Origin of the sequence: Collinsella sp. CLA-JM-H32 (genome assembly GCF_040098165.1) — a bacterium.
Lineage (GTDB): Bacteria > Actinomycetota > Coriobacteriia > Coriobacteriales > Coriobacteriaceae > Collinsella.
Map to the genome: position 1 here is coordinate 185911 of NZ_JBBNMZ010000003.1, position 16316 is coordinate 202226.

The following is a 16316-nucleotide window of genomic DNA, read 5'->3' on the forward strand; positions in this document are numbered from 1 at the left end:
AAGAGACTCCTTGTGCTCGTGGGTATCGATAAGAATGAATACTACTAGAACAAGAAAACCACCACAAAGGTGCCTGTTCCCTTTGTGGTGGTTTTTGGCGCGGATGGGTTAGTTGAGGGCGGCTTGGGCTAGGCGGGCTTCGGCGGCCTCCTCGGTGACGCCAAGGGCCACGGCGAACTCCTCGATGGAGCGGCGTTTGGCCTCCTTGAGTACGCGCATGTAGTAGGAGCTGGGTTTTTTATCAGCTTCCTCGGCCTGGCGAATGCGGTGCATCATGGTCTTTGCCACGCGGACCGTCTCGGGCGCGCCCAGCTTGAGCTGCTGCTTAAAGTGTGTCTCCTCAAGCGAGCTGTTGCGCTCGGTAAAGGTGTCGCACTCCAGCTCGTCATAGTGGCTCAGCAGGTGCTCGGCATCTTGCTGAGAGATGACGGCGTGCAGACGGTCGGCCTGCGCCACGGGGTACATGAGGATCGTCTGCGCATGTCCCTGCTTGGTCTCGAGCAGCAGCATGGGCTGCGGTGTGTCGTCCCTAAAACCGACGACGGTGCAGACTCCCTGGCCCGGATGAATGACGTGTTGACCGATTGAGAACATGCTACCTCCAACTTATACGAATTTACGTATGTCTAGAATAACACGCTGACGTGCGCAAACCCGTACTTTATGCAGGAAAAACACACAACTCTGATAGGTAAGAGTATTCGATAACAGACGCAGCTCATTCACACCTTTATGCATTTTCAACGCCTGCATAATCTGCAGGCAGACCGGCATCTTTGAGTGACTCCATACAAGCTGTAGTCATTTTTGTGCATATGCAATATCTATTAGCTTTACCCTGCGACAGTGCCCGTCGCTTGTGATAGAGTGCTACAAACTCTGGCTTTTGCCCTACGAGTGACCAAGAGCTCGGGGGCTTTAACACAAGGAGGATCTATGCCCGAGAAGATTGAAGAGCTGGTACGCGCTGCGCTTGCTGCGGCCCAGGAGGCCGGCGACCTTTCCGCATTTGAACTTGACGATTGCGCTATCGAGCGACCGGCTGACACTTCTCATGGCGAGTGGACCTCTACCATGGCCCTGAAGTCCGCCAAGCTGGCCCACTGCGCCCCGCGCAAGATCGCCGAGGCCATCGTTGCCCATATGCCCGAGGACCCCGCGATCGAGAAGGTCGAGATCGCAGGCCCCGGCTTCATCAACTTCTACCTCTCCGTTGCCGTCAAGAATGCCATCTTTGGCGAGGCTCGCGAGAAGGGTATGGACTTCGCTAAGTCCAACGTCGGTGGTGGCCTGAAGACCCAGGTCGAGTTCGTTTCCGCCAACCCCGTCGGCCCCATGCACATCGGCCACGGCCGCTGGGCCGCGCTGGGCGACTCGCTCTGCCGCGTTATGGATCACGCCGGTTACGACATCCAGCGTGAGTTCTACATCAACGACCACGGCTCTCAGATGAACACCTTCGGCAACTCCATCAGCACGCGCTATATGCAGCTTGCCGACATCATCGCCAAGCAGGGCGTGGATATCGACGAGGCTCACAAGCTGCTGATCGCCGACCGCGACGCCTTTGTTGCCGACGAGAACGACGAGCATCCCGAGACCCATCCGTATCAGGACAACTTTGCCGAGACCCTGGGCAAGGACTCCTACGGCGGCGACTACATCATCGACGAGGCCGCCGAGTTCTGGCGCACCGACGGCGATAAGTGGGTCAACGCCGATCCGCAGGAGCGCATGGAGAGCTTCCGCGAGCGCGGCTATGTAAAGATGGTCGACAACATGCGCGACCTTTGCCATGCCGTTAACTGCGACTTCGATCGTTGGTTCTCCGAGCGCTCGCTGTATGTGAAGGACACCGAGGGCGAGACCGCCGGCACCTCCGCCGTCGACCGCGCTTTTGAGAAGCTCGACAAGATGGGCTATCTCTACACCAAGGACGGCGCCCTGTGGTTCCGCTCCACCGACCTGGGCGATGACAAGGACCGCGTTCTGATCAAGTCCGACGGCGAGTACACCTACTTCGCCTCCGACGTTGCCTATCACTGGGATAAGTTCCAGCGCGTCGACCACGTCATCGACATCTGGGGCGCCGACCACCACGGCTACATCGAGCGCGTCCGCTGCGTCTGCGATGCCTTGGGTTACCCCGGCAAGTTTGAGGTTCTGCTGGGCCAGCTCGTCAACCTGCTGCGCAACGGCAAGCCCGTCCGTATGTCCAAGCGTAAGGGCACCATGGTGACCCTGCAGGAGCTCGTCGACGAGGTCGGCTCCGACGCTGCCCGTTACACCCTCATCTCCAAGAGCTCCAACCAGATGGTCGACTTCGATATTGAGGCCGTCAAGAAGCGCGACAACTCCAACCCGGTGTACTACGTGCAGTACGCTCACGCCCGCGTGTGCTCCATCCTGCGCCGTGCCGCTGACGTTACGCCCGAGCAGGCTGACGAGATGGGCATGAAGGCCGTCGCCGCCAAGGCCATCGGTGAGAACGTCGATTACTCGCTGCTGACCGACCCGACCGAGCTCGCCCTTTCGCGCAAGCTCAACGAGCTCACCGACCTCATCGCCAGCTGCGCTCGCGACCGCGCCCCGTTCCGTCTGACGCACTTTGCTGAGGAACTCGCCGGCGACTTCCACAGCTTCTACGCTGCCTGTCAGGTGCTGCCGAGCGAGGGCCGTCCCGTCGACCCCGAGCTTTCGCGTGCCCGTCTGGCCGCTTGCGATGCCGTCCGTGTGACGCTCGCCCTGGTGCTCACCCTCGTTGGCGTTTCCGCGCCCGAGCAGATGTAAGCTACGGGTCATTTGACCGTACAGACTTGGTTTAACTAAGCCTTGAAAGCCCGATCTCCCACGGAGGTCGGGCTTTTTGCAAACGCCGACGTATTGACGAATTTGGAACTGCTGGAAATACGAAACTATGCCGGTTTACTACGATGAAATGAGAAATTCCAACTACGCCGGCTTTTCGCAAAAAAGTGCAAGGCATCTACCTGCGGTTTTAGTTCAACAAGTTTCGGAGTGATCGCGGTTGAGCGATTCATCGTAGTAAACCGCCACAGTTTTGGCGGAGGCAGTCAGATTTGTGGGTGTTAAACCAAAGATTGTCCCTTTTGACTAGTCGTTTAAGAACGTCTTCAATGACTAAGTTGCAGGTGGTTGCGGTTGTGTTACACTAACGCTGCGTATATGACGCAAATATCTCGATACAGATCAATGATGTCCGTCGGTATTTGACGGAGCTAGACTGTTTAGCCGCCCTGAAGGTTTATGCAGGGAGCATGTGATCACAGGGCTTGAAAAGAAAGTTGAGCAAACACTGTGTCTGATCAACAGCAAGAAAACGAAATAACGACGACGCAAGCCGCTCTCGCTGCACCGGTTGCGTTGGACCAGGTCGCGGCGCCCGCGCAAGCCTCGGCTCCTGAGACGCCCAAGGCTGCTTCGACGCCTACGCCTTCAGCGGCTGAGAAGGCCGTGCCTGCAACTGGTGAGGAGGCTGCTCCGGCAAAGCCCAAGCGTACGCGCCGCACGGCCAAGTCTGCTGCTGACGGCGAGGAGGTCACCAAGCCCAAGCGCCGTACCACGCGCACGACGCGCGTCAAGCGCACCGTTGCAGCTGACTCCTCGGAGCCGATTTCCGATGAGGTCGCGCAGGCGCGTGCGTTGGCGCAGATTAGCGAGGCTCAGGTGGTGCGCGCCCGCCGTCGTGCTGCCGAGCGCGAGGCCGCGGCTCTGACCGAGCTTGCAGCTCCGTCTGCGCCCGAGACACCTGCCGCCGACCAGCCGACCGAGAAGCCGGCACCGCGCACACGCCGTCGCACGGCTGCTAAGGCCGAGCAGGTTGCCGATCAGGTAACCCTCGAGCTCACCGAGGCTTCGGTTCGTTCCGCGGCAGGGGAGGGCGCATCGCCTGCTGAGTCCGCTGCGCCTGTCGAGGCCAGCGAAGTTCCCGTTGTCGATCCGGCTTTGCGCCCGCACCGTCGCGGTCGCAAGCCCAAGGCCTTCGTCGAGGCAGAGAAGGCCGCAGCCGCAGCTGCAGCCGCTCGGGATGCTGCGGCGACCGCCGAGTCTGCAACCGCTGCCGATGCACCCGTCCAGGATGCTACGACTTCCGAGGCCGCTCCCGCCGATGTCGAGCCCGCCGACGTCCGTCCTGGTCGCAGCCATCGTACTGCTGCTAAGCGCACGTCCAAGGCCAAGACTGCCAAGAAGGGTGCGTCCGAGGATTCCGCCGAGACGACCGCCGATGCATCGACTGATGCCGCCGAGCCCCAAGACGTCGAACAGTCTGCGTCCGAGAAGCCCAAGCGCGGTCGTAAGAAGTCCGCTAAGGCCAAGGCGTCCGAGCAGCGGGCCGAGGCCGAGCTGCAGGGCGATTCCAAGGCCGAGGCCAGCGATGATACTGCGGCTAACGCCGATGCCGCCGCAACCGATGGCGCCGCGCCCGCCGAGGCCGAAGACGGCGCTCGCCCCAACCGTCGCCAGCACAAGCGCAACGACGAGCGCAACGAGCGCAAGGACGAGCGCAACAACGACCGCCGCAACCGCCAGCGCGATCGCAAGCAGCGCAACAAGGAGCGTAATGCCGCTCCCACCGAGCCCACGCTTTCGCGCGAGGAGCTCGCGGCCATGAAGGTCGCCGAGCTGCGCGAGAAGGCCAAGGAGTTCGAGATTGAGACGACCGGCAAGAAGAAAGCCGAGCTCGTCGAGGAGATCTACGTCACCGCCGCGAAGGCCGAGGGCTTCCGCGACATCAAGGGCATCCTGCAGATTCGTCCGGACAGCTCCGGTATCATCCATGCCCATGGCTACATGAAGTCCAACGACGACGCCTTCGTGCCCGCCTACCTCATCCGCTCCGCGCGTCTGCGCACGGGCGACGTCATCGAGGGCTCGCTTCGTCCTTCGCGCGGCGGCGACAAGCGCGCCGGCCTCGCCAAAATCACGACCGTCAACGGTCTAGACCCCGAGCAGATTCGCAACCGCCCCAAGTTCGGTGACCTCACCCCGGTCTATCCCAACGAGCCGCTGCGCATGGAGCATGGCAAGGACTCCATTACCGGTCGCGCCATCGACATCGTGTCGCCGATCGGCAAGGGTCAGCGTGGCTTGATCGTGTCCCCGCCCAAGGCCGGCAAGACCACAATCCTCAAGAAGATCTGCCAGTCTATCTCGATTAACAACCCCGAGGTGCACCTCATCTGCCTGCTCGTCGACGAGCGCCCCGAAGAGGTTACCGATATGCGGCGTTCCATCAAGGGCGAGGTTGTGGCGTCGACCTTCGATATGCCCGCCGACAACCACACTCGTGTGGCAGAGCTCGTCATCGAGCGCGCCAAGCGCATCGTGGAGCTGGGCGGCGATGTCGTGGTGGTGCTCGACTCCATCACGCGTCTTGCCCGCGCCTACAACTTGGCGGCGCCCGCCTCAGGCCGCATCCTTTCAGGCGGCGTCGATTCGGCGGCACTGTATCCGCCCAAGCGCTTCCTGGGCGCAGCCCGCAATATCGAGAACGGTGGCTCGCTCACCATCCTGGCCTCTGCCCTCATCGACACCGGCTCCAAGATGGACGAGGTCATCTTTGAGGAGTTCAAGGGCACCGGCAACATGGAGCTCAAGCTCGACCGCGACCTGGCCGACCGCCGCATCTTCCCGGCTATCGACCCCGTTGCCTCCGGTACGCGTAACGAGGACCTGTTGGTTGACGAGCAGATGCGTCCGTTTGTCTTTGGCCTGCGTCGCATTCTTGCCGGCATGAACAACACCGAGCGCGCAGCTGCGTCGTTTATCAAGGGTCTTAAGGGCACCAACACCAACCAGGAGTTCCTGGTGCGTTCGGCCAAAAAACACAGCGACTACGAGCAGACGTTCTAGGTTGTCATCTACACGCAGCGATAGTCATCAATGCAATAAAGGGTCGGGGCTTTGAGCCTCGGCCCTTTTCTATATAGCCGCTCCGCGCTTTTTTGACCATAAGACTGGCAAGCAGCAGGTTTCCCGTTTCAATCCGACATCGTCGCTTGCAATAGACTGGGCGGTTTCGCATAATAGCTTTTAAGCTTCGCGACGGAAAACGCAGATGAAACGAACCATATACCGTTGCTTTGGGGCATAGCCCCGCTTCATCTTCTCTCGCGCAGCCAACTGAATGATGCGATTTGGGTGCTGGAAGATGGGGAGAGCTCATGGCTTCTTCTGATGCAACACAACGAGCAGTCCTTGCCGGACTTTCGTGCGGGATCGGCCTTGCCGCTCCCGTGGTTATGTATGCCGCGACGCTGCCGTTTTCGTCGGTGAATGAGACGGTCGTGGCGGGTGCGGTTCCCTTCGCCGTGGGCGCGGTGGCGGGCGTGGGTATCTATGCCGCTTCGCTGGGTATCTCCGAGTACCGTGCGCAGCGTGAAGAGCGTCTGTTCCAGCCCGATGCCATGGGCGGTGCCGCCAATCTCAATCAACATCAAAGCGAGTTCAAGACCGCCTCGATTCCAGCCCAGCAGCAGGATGCGACTCCTTACACTGCGGCTTCTGCTTCTCAGACTCAGTCGGAGCAGTCTACCTCGGCATTCCTTTCCGGCCTGACCGGTGCGTTCCAGCGCCGTCATGCCGATGATGGTGTTCCTACCATCGCTCGAGCCGCAGATGCTATGGACGAGGCCGAGGCTTGGTCCATGATCGACAGTATGCTCGACGACGATTCGCCGGTGAGCTGCGACCCTGCACACTCGCGCGACGTCTATCAAGTCGCCATCGACGAGCTCACCAACGGCGGGCAGACCGGCTCCTTCAATCGCGACGACATCGCCGCCGCGGCACGCGCCGTGTCTGGTTCCCAGGCCGCCCCTGCGGGCAGCACGGCGGCTTTCGTGGCACTCGTTGCCAACGCGGCAGCCAATAACGCCTACAACGCTACCTCGGCGGACGCGAACGCTTCTGCCGACAATTCGTACGTTGATGAAGCCATGACTGCGGACGAGGAGGCCGTTGCCGCCCGCCGTGCCGCCGAAAGCTCGCTTTGGGGCGCTCCTGCCCAGCAGCAGGCGGCTGAGGCTGCGCCGTACAATGCAAACCTCGCCAGCATGCCTATCATCTCCGGTGCCGTGGACATCGATCTCGATGACCTCGATGAGCCTGCAGCCATCACCGCATCGATTGATGCCCAAGATCGCATCGACACCGGCGACCTTCCGGACGCCTCGCTCGAGGTTGATGTTCCCATGGCCGATTACTCGGGCCACGAGGACATGTGGGCCGCCGCCACCGCGATTCTGGATGAGATTGACGAGCCTGCTCCTGTTGCAGTCCCCACTCCCGTCGCTGCCCCTCAGCCTGCTGCCCCCGCCTATGTCGGCCGTCACAGCGCTGTGTTCCCCGAGGATACCGCCCGTATCTCGCGCGAGAGCATCGAGCGAGCCGAGGCTATTGCCGCCGGCATTATGGAAAATCGTCGTCACGAGCGCGTCAATCAGATCCTCGAGGAAGAGATCGAGCGCCTGCAGTCCTCTACCGCCAAGCGTACGGGTCGTGCCTATCTGAGCGTAATCGAGGGCGGTACCGCCAGCTTCGCGCCGCTCCGCGCGGAGGCATAACTTCTGCATGGTTAAGATCAATCGAAAATGGGCGGTTGTAACCTGCCTGATGGCGCTCTTGATCTGGGGCAATTCGCTGGTTCCCGGCTCGGGGTCGGGCTCGCTGAGCCTAACGGTCATGGAAACTATCCGCGGTTTCCTGCACGGCGTGGGACTTCCATATGAATGGGTGACCAACTTTGTTGTTCGCAAGTGTGCACATTTTACCGAGTATATGGTGCTTGGCATTCTGGCAACGCACGCCTTTGATTTTGAGGGCCGGCGCACCTTTGACGTGCTGCTGCCCACGGCGGTGTTCCTGCTGCTGATTCCCTCCATCGACGAGACGATTCAGCTCTTTGTGCCGGGACGCGCCGGCATGATCACCGATGTGATGATCGACTGCTGTGGAGCGGCAACGGGCGTTGTGCTCCGATATCTCTTACGGTCGCTGATGTACGAAAAAAAAGCCGCCTAGGACGTATTGTTTGGTCCTAGGCGGCCTTTTTTATTTGAGGGCTTATATGGGGCGTGGTGGCGTCGTTCCGTAGGTTGGATTTGCCGAGCGCGCCACGCCCTGTGGGTGCGTCTGCTGCTGAAGCGCCTGTGCGCCCAGGGCCAGGCAGCCCATGATGCCCTGCTTGCCCTCGAGGCTGTTGTTGACGATGTAGTTATCGATGTCGTTGACCTCGGGCGTGACGATATAGCCGTTGAGCATCTCGGCGCACTTCTTGCGTGCGAGCGGCACGATGGGGGTGTGGTCGGCCACGCCGCCGCCGATGATAATCTTTTGCGGCGCGTAGCACAGCGTGTAGGTCATGAGTGCCTGTGCCAGATAGCCGGCGAGCAGGTCCATGGCCTCCGGGTCATCGGCCATGTCTCCGGCGCTCTTGCCATCCCAGCGCTTTTTAACGCCGGGGCCGGCGATGAGGCCCTCTAGGCAGTTGTCGTGGAAGGGGCAGGCGCTGTGCTCGCCAATGGTGTCGCGCGGGTCGCGCGTGACCAGGATGTGGCCGGCCTCGGGATGCATCATGCCGTGCACGAGCTTACCACCCGAGAGCACGCCGGCGCCCACGCCGGTACCGATGGTCAGGTAGACCACGTCGGTGAGGCCCTTGGCGCAACCAAAGGTGACCTCGCCCAGGCAGGCGACGTTGACGTCGGTATCGTAGCCGCAGGGGATATTGAGCTCGTTTTGGATAGTGCCCAGCAGGTCAAAGTAGCGCCATGCCGTTTTGGGCGTCTCCAAGATCTTGCCGTATTGGGGCGAAGCGGGGTTGACTGCGGTGGGGCCAAATGCGCCGATGCCCAGCGCGGAGATGCCCTTGTCGGCAAACCATGCGTTGACGGCCTCAACGGTCTCCTGCGGGGTCGTGGTCGCGATCTGCTCGCGCTCTAGGACCGTACCGTCCGCATAGCCCGTGGCGCAGACCATCTTGGTGCCACCGGCCTCGAGCGCTCCGATAAGCTGCTGCTCTGCCATAGTATTCCTCTCTCTGGGACGAGTTGCTCCGTGACTAAAGTATAGAGCTCTAACCATTTAAGAAAGCGCTATAGAAAGAAGCCTCGCAACGCAGCGGGCGGTGCGAGGCTTCTTTGGTTGCTTTAGTTGCCGGGCCGTCCTTACCCGCGCGGCTTGATTTTATCACGTAGCGACTTGAGGTTCTCCAGCGCCGCGTTAAGCGTCTCGTCTCGCTTGGCAAAGTGGAAACGAATCAGATGGTTGACGGGCTCGCGGAAGAAGCTCGAGCCGGGCACGGCGCCCACACCCACTTTAGACGCGAGGTCTTCACAGAACTCGAGGTCGCTGTCATAGCCAAACTCAGAGATGTCCATCATGACGTAGTAGGCGCCCTGCGGCACGTTATGCTCAAGACCGATGCTGTCGAGTCCCTGACAGAACAGGTCGCGTTTGGCGGTATAGAGGTCGAGGACCTCATCGTAATAGCTGTCGTCGAAATTGAGGGCGGTGACGACGGCTTCCTGCAGGGGAGCGGCGGCGCCCACGGTGAGGAAGTCGTGGACCTTTTTGATGCGCTCGGTGATTTCGGCAGGGGCGATAGTGTAGCCCAGACGCCAGCCGGTGATGGAGTAGGTCTTGGACAGCGAGCTGCAGCTGATGGTGCGCTCAAACATGCCGGGCAGCGTGGCCATATAGACGTGCTCGTGGGGCGCGTAGACGATGTGCTCGTAGACCTCGTCGGTGATGCAGTAGGTGTCGTACTTTTTGCAGAGGTCGGCGATAAAGGTGAGCTCATCGCGTGTAAAGACCTTGCCGCAGGGGTTGGAAGGGTTGCACAGGACGATGGCCTTGGGGTCGTTGTCGCGGAAGGCCGCCTCGAGTGTCTCGCGGTCAAAGTCGAATGTGGGCGGGTTGAGCGGCACGTAGATGGGCTCGGCACCCGAAAGGATCGTGTCGGCGCCGTAGTTCTCGTAGAACGGCGAGAAGATGACGACCTTGTCGCCGGGGTTGGTGACCGTCATCATGGCGGCCATCATGGCCTCGGTAGAGCCGCAGGTGACTACGATATTCTCGTTGGGGTTCACCGGCATGCCCATAAAGTGCTCCTGTTTGGCGGCGAGCGCCTCGCGCATGGCCTGGGAGCCCCAGGTGATGGAGTACTGGTGATAGAGCGGCTTGGGATCGGCGGCGATGGTGCTCAGGCTGTTGAGCAGCTGCGCCGGGGGATCGAAGTCAGGGAAGCCCTGCGAGAGATTGACAGCGCCGTACTTATTGGAGATGCGTGTCATGCGGCGGATGACCGAATCGGTAAATCTTGCCGTGCGGTTGGAGAGTTCTTTCATGACGGTCCTTTCGAGGATTTGCAGTGGGGCAAGTTTACTCCTATGAAACCGGTGGGATTTGCTCGAAATGGTCTCGAAAAACTCTTTTCAAAATTCTTGAAAATTGGGGCTTGCATCGCGTGGCGTTCCTTGCAATAATAGTCGAGCGCGAAGCGCACAGGACACGGTGGGTGTAGCTCAGTTGGCTAGAGCGACGGGTTGTGGTCCCGTAGGTCGAGGGTTCGAGTCCCTTTACCCACCCCAGTTCTTGCTTCGTGTTGATATCGGGTCGTTAGCTCAGTTGGTAGAGCAGGGGACTCTTAATCCCAAGGTCCAGGGTTCGACCCCCTGACGGCCCACCACACGATATCTCCTCTAAAGTCCGTCACAACGGACTTTAGCTTTGGGTCGTTAGCTCAGTTGGTAGAGCAGGGGACTCTTAATCCCAAGGTCCAGGGTTCGACCCCCTGACGGCCCACCAAAGCATTGTAAAGCGACTGGCTTCGGCTGGTCGTTTTTTTGTTGACCTTGCATGGGGTCGAACCCGAAAGGGCGCGGAGCTGAGTAATCTGCACCGTGATTCCCTTAGGGAAACACGGCTAAAGCCCCATAAACGTGCTCTCCTTATGAGAATTATGCTCACGGGGCTCGATGCATGTTGAGAAGTTGTGATCAAACTCAAAGTGAGAATCGATTTAGTCTGCTCGATAGTGCGATCCGAGACTTTCGGTTCGCTTACGCATGGCTTTGACCATTTCCTGTGCTAGTTGAATCTGCGATTGCAGGCGGGCGAGGGCTGCGACTTCGCTGTCCTGGGCTTTCTGTGTGCTCAAGGTCGTTGCCTCTGTCTTCAAGCCCTCAAGCTCGTGTAGTGCCTCGGATAGGCCCGTCTCGGTGCGGTTGATCATGCAATAGGTGCTCATCGTGTGTTTAAGGCTGCGTGTCAGGTGTTCGGCGTCTGTTGTGGCAATGCCGTACTGGGGGAGGGTGATATCCGCCTTCAGGGCCGCCTCAGGCTCTTTCTGCGCTGCAAGGGCTGCCGATGCGCCCGCGATGCGTCCGAATACGATGCCGTTGGCGCTTGACAAGCCACCAATGCGGTCGGCGCCGTGCATGCCGCCTGTCGCCTCGCCGCAAGCGTAGAGGCCCTCAACGCCCGTGTGCGCGGTCTTATCGATCTTGATGCCTCCGTTAGCGGCGTGGGCATACATCGCAACGCGCATCTCGTCAGTCGGGGCGATGCCGTGCTCGTCTTGCAGCCAGGTGGCAAAGGTCTGCACAAACTCTGGGACATCCTCGCGGGGGAAGTCGTAGTGGAGTGCCAGGCCTTCGGCACCAGCCTGATCGATGACGAGATCGATAGCCCGGGAGGCTAAGCGTGACGTGAAGGGACCATATCCAGAGCGTTGCTCGAGCAGGTCGTCTAGCTTGTCATCGGCAATATCTGCCGGCTGGTCGAACTTGACATAGCGCCAGGTTTTCTCGTTGAAGACCAGGTTGCGCTTGGGCTCGATGAAGCCGGGCATCATTTGCATGAACTCTATATTGGTAAGCGATGCGCCGTGCGCCAGTGCGATGGCCTGCGAGGAGCTGAGCACATCAGCCGACGTAAGGCTGCGCTCGAACAGGCCGCCTGTGCCACCGGCTGCGATGATCGTGGCCTTGGCAGCAAAGGGCACGATTCGATCTTCGGTGAGGTCGTAGAGCACGGTTCCGATGATTCTGCCGTTCGTGTCCTCAACAAGGTCGATAAGCTCATGGCGGGGGAGCAGGCGAATACCGAGCGACTCGATCCGGGTCGTCAGAGCGTCCTCAAGCGGCTTGCGGGTGAGGCCGCGCCACATGCGCGTCTTGTGGTCAAAGCAGGGGATAAACTGCTTTTGCTGAGCGCTCTCAGCGCTTTGCGGACGCTGGAGCTCAACGCCCAGGTCTTGCTCGAGCCATTCAATTGCCTGGGGAATGCCGTGGACAAACGTCTGGACAAGCTCGGGGTCGGCGACGCCGCCACCGACGGTCTGGATGGTGTCGATGAGGTCTTGTTCGTCGTCTTGGTTAACGGGTCCGATAAGCCCCAGGCCCCAGGTTCCGGGGAAGAAGCTCGATCCACTCATAGTCTTGCCGGCGCTTGCCACAGCGACGGTTGCGTCCGTGCGTGCCGCTTCGATGGCGGCACAAAGGCCCGCAATGCCAGATCCAATTACCAGTACATCAGTCGATTCCATCGGATTCCTTTCTCGTCCGGCGCATTGTCGCACGGGTGATCGGCAATGGGGCCGCAAAGACCCGGCAAATCGGTAAAGGGTAAATATGGCAGGTGGGCGTCATGGACGCTCTGACGCTCCATCTCTTCACATCTCGTATTTCGCCCCAGCTGATATACCGGCATTAGCTACCCTGCGCCAGCGCAAACAAAAAGAGCCGCTACCTCGAAAGGTAGCGGCTCCAAAGCTCAACTATATGAGCATCGCGCGGGCGCGATTAGGCCTTGAGGGCCTCCTCGACGGCGACAGCGCAGGCGACGGTGGCACCGACCATGGGGTTGTTGCCCATGCCGATGAGACCCATCATGTCGACGTGCGCAGGCACGGAGGAAGAACCGGCGAACTGGGCGTCGGAGTGCATACGGCCCATGGTGTCGGTCATGCCGTAAGAGGCAGGGCCGGCGCCCATGTTGTCCGGGTGCAGGGTACGGCCAGTGCCGCCACCAGAAGCGACGGAGAAGTACTTCTTGCCAGCCTCGAGGCGCTCCTTCTTGTAGGTGCCAGCGACGGGGTGCTGGAAGCGCGTGGGGTTGGTGGAGTTACCGGTGATCGAGATGTCGACGTTCTCGTGCCACATGATGGCAACGCCCTCGCGGACGTCGTCGGAGCCGTAGCAGTTAACGGCAGCGCGGGGACCATCGGAGTAGGGGATGGTCTCGACGACCTTGAGCTCGCCCGTGTAGTAGTCGAACTGGGTCTTCACATAGGTGAAGCCGTTGATGCGGGCGATGATCTGAGCAGCGTCCTTGCCCAGACCGTTGAGGATGACGCGCAGCGGCTTCTTGCGAGCCTTGTTGGCGTTCAGAGCCAGGCCGATAGCACCCTCAGCGGCAGCGAAGGACTCGTGGCCGGCCAGGAAGGCGAAGCACTCGGTGTCGTCGGAGAGCAGCATGGCGCCCAGGTTGCCGTGGCCCAGACCGACCTTGCGGTCCTCGGCGACGGAGCCGGGAACGGTGAAGGCCTGGATGCCCTCGCCGATGATGGCGGCAGCCTCAGAAGCGGTCTTGGCCTCGCGCTTGACAGCGAGAGCGCAGCCGAGGGTGTAGGCCCACTCAGCGTTCTGGAAGGCGATGGACTGGGTGTTGTTGACGATCTCACGCGGGTTGAAGCCCTTGTCGGTGCAGATCTGCAGAGCTTCCTCGAGGGAGGCGATGCCGTTGTCGGCGAGGCACTTGTTGATCTTGTCAGCGCGGCGCTCGTAACCTTCGAACGTAACAGTCATAGTTATTTCCCTCCCTTTCTACTCGTGAACCGGAAACACGCTGGCGACGGAGTGAGTCTCCTCGTCGGTGCGCGGGTCGATGTACTTGGCAGCGTTCTCCCACTGACCATAGTGGCCCATAGCGCCAGCGATGGCCTCCTCGGGGGTCTTGCCGGCCTTGACGGCGTCGGTGAACTTGCCGAGGTTCAGGAACTCGAATGCGATGATCTCGTTCTTGTCGTTGAGAGCCATGCGGGTGACGTAGCCCTGAGCGAGCTCGAGGTAACGAGCGCCCTTGGCCTTGGTGCCGAACATGGTGCCGACCTGAGAGCGAAGGCCCTTGCCGAGGTCGTCGAGGGAGGCGCCCACGGGCAGGCCGCCCTCGGAGAACGCGGTCTGGCTGCGGCCGTAAACGATCTGCAGGAAGATCTCGCGCATAGCAACGTTGATGGCGTCGCAGACGAGGTCGGTGTTGAGGGCCTCGAGGATGGTCTTACCGGGAAGGATCTCGGAAGCCATGGCGGCAGAGTGGGTCATGCCCGAGCAGCCGATGGTCTCAACGAGGGCCTCCTCGATGATGCCGTCCTTGACGTTCAGCGTGAGCTTGCAGGCGCCCTGCTGAGGTGCGCACCAACCCACACCGTGCGTAAGACCGGAGATGTCGGAAATCTCCTTAGCCTGGACCCACTTGCCCTCCTCGGGGATGGGTGCGGGGCCGTGGTATGCACCCTTGGCAACGGGGCACATGTTCTCCACTTCCTGTGAGTACTGCATGCCTCTCCTCTCTATCGTGTTGGCGTCCCGTCTGGGGGCCGTGGCTGGCGATTGCCGGGCGACCCTTCGAAAGGGACATGACATGCAGCCCCTATAATACCGCGAAATGCACGGAATATTCGGCGAACGGCTCAGTTTTCGTAGCGAGAAGTCCGGAAGTTTTAATTGAAACGGTTTAACTCTATGTTCTGTGGTCGTGAACTTCCGTAGAGGGGGTCCGTCTTGGGCAAGCTATTGGTCAGCTCTTGTAAGCATTGCGGGGGTTGACCTGTTGCAACGATGCCGTTCGCTGCCTGATTACTGCCTTTGGCCGCGCGAGTGTATTGTTTTGCGTGAATGTTTTGATGGCACGCTTCAATCGTGCTGTATTGGATGGCAAACAGATCCCGGCGAAGGGAGCGCCATGCAGCGCGTTTGGAGAACGGTTACCGGCTTTTACCATGTCTGTGCCCGCGGTACGGGCAAGCAGCTCATCTTTGAGGGCGATGAGGACCGGTGGGAGTTTTTGGAGCTGATGCGCGAGTGCTGCCGCGAGGAGGGTGTGACGGTTATCGCTTGGTGCCTTATGGGCAATCACGTGCATTTGGTGCTTGCAGATTACGAGGACAGGATGAGCGCGGCGATGCACCGGCTGCTTTTGACGTACGCGCGGCGGTTCAATAAACGCACGAGGCGCACAGGCCATCTGTTCCAGAACCGTTTTGACCGGCGCTCGCTCGATACCGACTGGCAGGTGATGGAGGCTATTCGCTCCGTACACGGCGATCCGCAGGAGGCGGGCGTTAGCCTAATCGAGCGTTATCCCTGGAGTAGCTTTGCGGAGCATTTGTGCGCTTACGACGGTGACGCGGCTGATGTCGCGAGGGGATTTTCTGATCCTTCTTGCGTGCTTGAGCTTTTTGGTTCTGCCGAGGGCTTTATTGCCTATTCGCTTTCGACGCCCGACGGCAGCAAGCCAGCGCTGTGCGATATGAAAGAGACAGAGTGGGAACGCAATGCCTTTGCCGGCAAGTTGGCGAAGAGTCTCGGGGTTCCGCTCAACGGGGTTAAAACTGCACCGCCGGCGCAGCGCGATACTGTTATTGTTGGATTGAACAATGCCGGCTTTACGGTGCGCCAGATTGAGCGGTATACCGGGATTGGCAAAAGTACCGTCTCTCGTATCGTGCGCGCCCGCGCGCGAACGGCGATGCGGGCTGGCGGAAACGTGATGTAAGGTCGCCTTTTCACCGCAGCTGGGGTCGTCCATACGCCGCAACCAGCGTTCAAAAGCTTGGTGAGGTAACTGCACTTCTTAATATGCATAGAACAATCGCCATCTTGCATAAAATAACGGCTCAGTCCGGGTTTGCCCGTGCCTACCCCCGTCTGCGCCGTGCAAAAAACGGAGTTTTCAGCATCGTGGTGCTGTCGGCACCGACGCAATCTTGCAACATGCGGACCCCGAAGCTATTGATCCCTGCCGTTGCGCCCCCGAAGCACGTGTCTGCGTCCCGTCAGACCGCGATGCTTGTTCTAAACACAATATATATGCGCCTGAAGATGTTGATTAACGCTTTCGATGCGTATACACACAGCTTGGCGTGCTGAATACTCGCAAAAATGCACGCCGCTCCCTATGGGACCCGTCTGCGGCAGGCACGAAGCGAGTCGGAGCTTCGCAGAACGGGGCTTGGCGCATTGCTTGGCGGGCCCGGGGCCCTGTCGCAGGCCTTTGGTGCTGTGGAAAAC

At 60.2% G+C, this 16316-nt stretch carries 11 protein-coding genes and 3 tRNA genes; 8 read left to right on the forward strand and 6 right to left on the reverse strand.

Going from position 1 to position 16316, the window contains the following annotated elements; all coding sequences use genetic code 11:
• Positions 1–108: 108 nt before the first annotated feature.
• Positions 109–594 carry a CarD family transcriptional regulator gene (locus AAA021_RS02970; RefSeq protein WP_349087899.1) on the reverse strand — a complete coding sequence of 162 codons (486 nt, stop codon included), beginning with the start codon at positions 592–594 and terminating at the stop codon, positions 109–111.
• A 342-nt stretch (positions 595–936) separates the two neighbouring features.
• Between AAA021_RS02970 and argS the strand changes: the two genes are divergently transcribed.
• The 4 genes from argS (at position 937) to AAA021_RS02990 (ending at position 8043) form a co-directional block, all read left to right on the forward strand.
• Positions 937–2790, forward strand: coding sequence for an arginine--tRNA ligase (gene argS, locus AAA021_RS02975; protein ID WP_055286535.1), 1854 nt, complete (start codon positions 937–939; stop codon positions 2788–2790).
• A gap of 528 nt (positions 2791–3318) precedes the next feature.
• Positions 3319–5874 carry a transcription termination factor Rho gene (gene rho / locus AAA021_RS02980; RefSeq protein ID WP_349087901.1) on the forward strand — a complete coding sequence of 852 codons (2556 nt, stop codon included), beginning with the start codon at positions 3319–3321 and terminating at the stop codon, positions 5872–5874.
• Between the two features lie 311 nt (positions 5875–6185).
• The gene (locus AAA021_RS02985; protein WP_349087902.1) at positions 6186–7586 is read left to right on the forward strand and encodes a hypothetical protein; all 1401 of its coding nucleotides are present in this window, start codon (positions 6186–6188) and stop codon (positions 7584–7586) included.
• Between the two features lie 7 nt (positions 7587–7593).
• Positions 7594–8043, forward strand: a complete 450-nt coding sequence (locus tag AAA021_RS02990) for a VanZ family protein (protein WP_349087903.1) — start codon at positions 7594–7596, stop codon at positions 8041–8043.
• Positions 8044–8085: 42 nt separating this feature from the next.
• Here the strand turns inward: AAA021_RS02990 and AAA021_RS02995 are convergent, their stop codons facing one another.
• Positions 8086–9048, reverse strand: coding sequence for an ROK family protein (locus AAA021_RS02995; protein WP_349087904.1), 963 nt, complete (start codon positions 9046–9048; stop codon positions 8086–8088).
• Positions 9049–9188: 140 nt separating this feature from the next.
• Positions 9189–10370 (reverse strand): aminotransferase class I/II-fold pyridoxal phosphate-dependent enzyme, encoded by a 1182-nt coding sequence (locus AAA021_RS03000; protein WP_349087905.1) that lies wholly within the window; start codon positions 10368–10370, stop codon positions 9189–9191.
• 166 nt (positions 10371–10536) lie between these two features.
• On the opposite strand from AAA021_RS03000, the gene AAA021_RS03005 reads away from it, so the two are divergent.
• From AAA021_RS03005 to AAA021_RS03015, 3 genes are all read left to right on the forward strand, one after another.
• Positions 10537–10613, forward strand: a tRNA-His gene (locus tag AAA021_RS03005).
• Between the two features lie 22 nt (positions 10614–10635).
• Positions 10636–10711: transfer RNA gene (locus AAA021_RS03010), tRNA-Lys, on the forward strand.
• Positions 10712–10754: 43 nt separating this feature from the next.
• Positions 10755–10830: transfer RNA gene (locus AAA021_RS03015), tRNA-Lys, on the forward strand.
• Between the two features lie 214 nt (positions 10831–11044).
• On the opposite strand, the gene AAA021_RS03020 is transcribed toward AAA021_RS03015, so the two are convergent.
• The 3 genes from AAA021_RS03020 to AAA021_RS03030 form a co-directional block, all read right to left on the reverse strand.
• Positions 11045–12571, reverse strand: coding sequence for an FAD-binding protein (locus AAA021_RS03020; RefSeq protein WP_349087906.1), 1527 nt, complete (start codon positions 12569–12571; stop codon positions 11045–11047).
• A gap of 256 nt (positions 12572–12827) precedes the next feature.
• On the reverse strand, positions 12828–13832 hold the full coding sequence (locus tag AAA021_RS03025; protein WP_349087908.1) for a GGGtGRT protein: 1005 nt from the start codon (positions 13830–13832) through the stop codon (positions 12828–12830).
• A gap of 18 nt (positions 13833–13850) precedes the next feature.
• On the reverse strand, positions 13851–14585 hold the full coding sequence (locus AAA021_RS03030; protein ID WP_006235554.1) for a nitrogen-fixing protein NifU: 735 nt from the start codon (positions 14583–14585) through the stop codon (positions 13851–13853).
• Between the two features lie 403 nt (positions 14586–14988).
• Between AAA021_RS03030 and AAA021_RS03035 the strand changes: the two genes are divergently transcribed.
• Positions 14989–15801 carry a transposase gene (locus AAA021_RS03035; RefSeq protein ID WP_349087909.1) on the forward strand — a complete coding sequence of 271 codons (813 nt, stop codon included), beginning with the start codon at positions 14989–14991 and terminating at the stop codon, positions 15799–15801.
• Positions 15802–16316 lie beyond the last annotated feature (515 nt).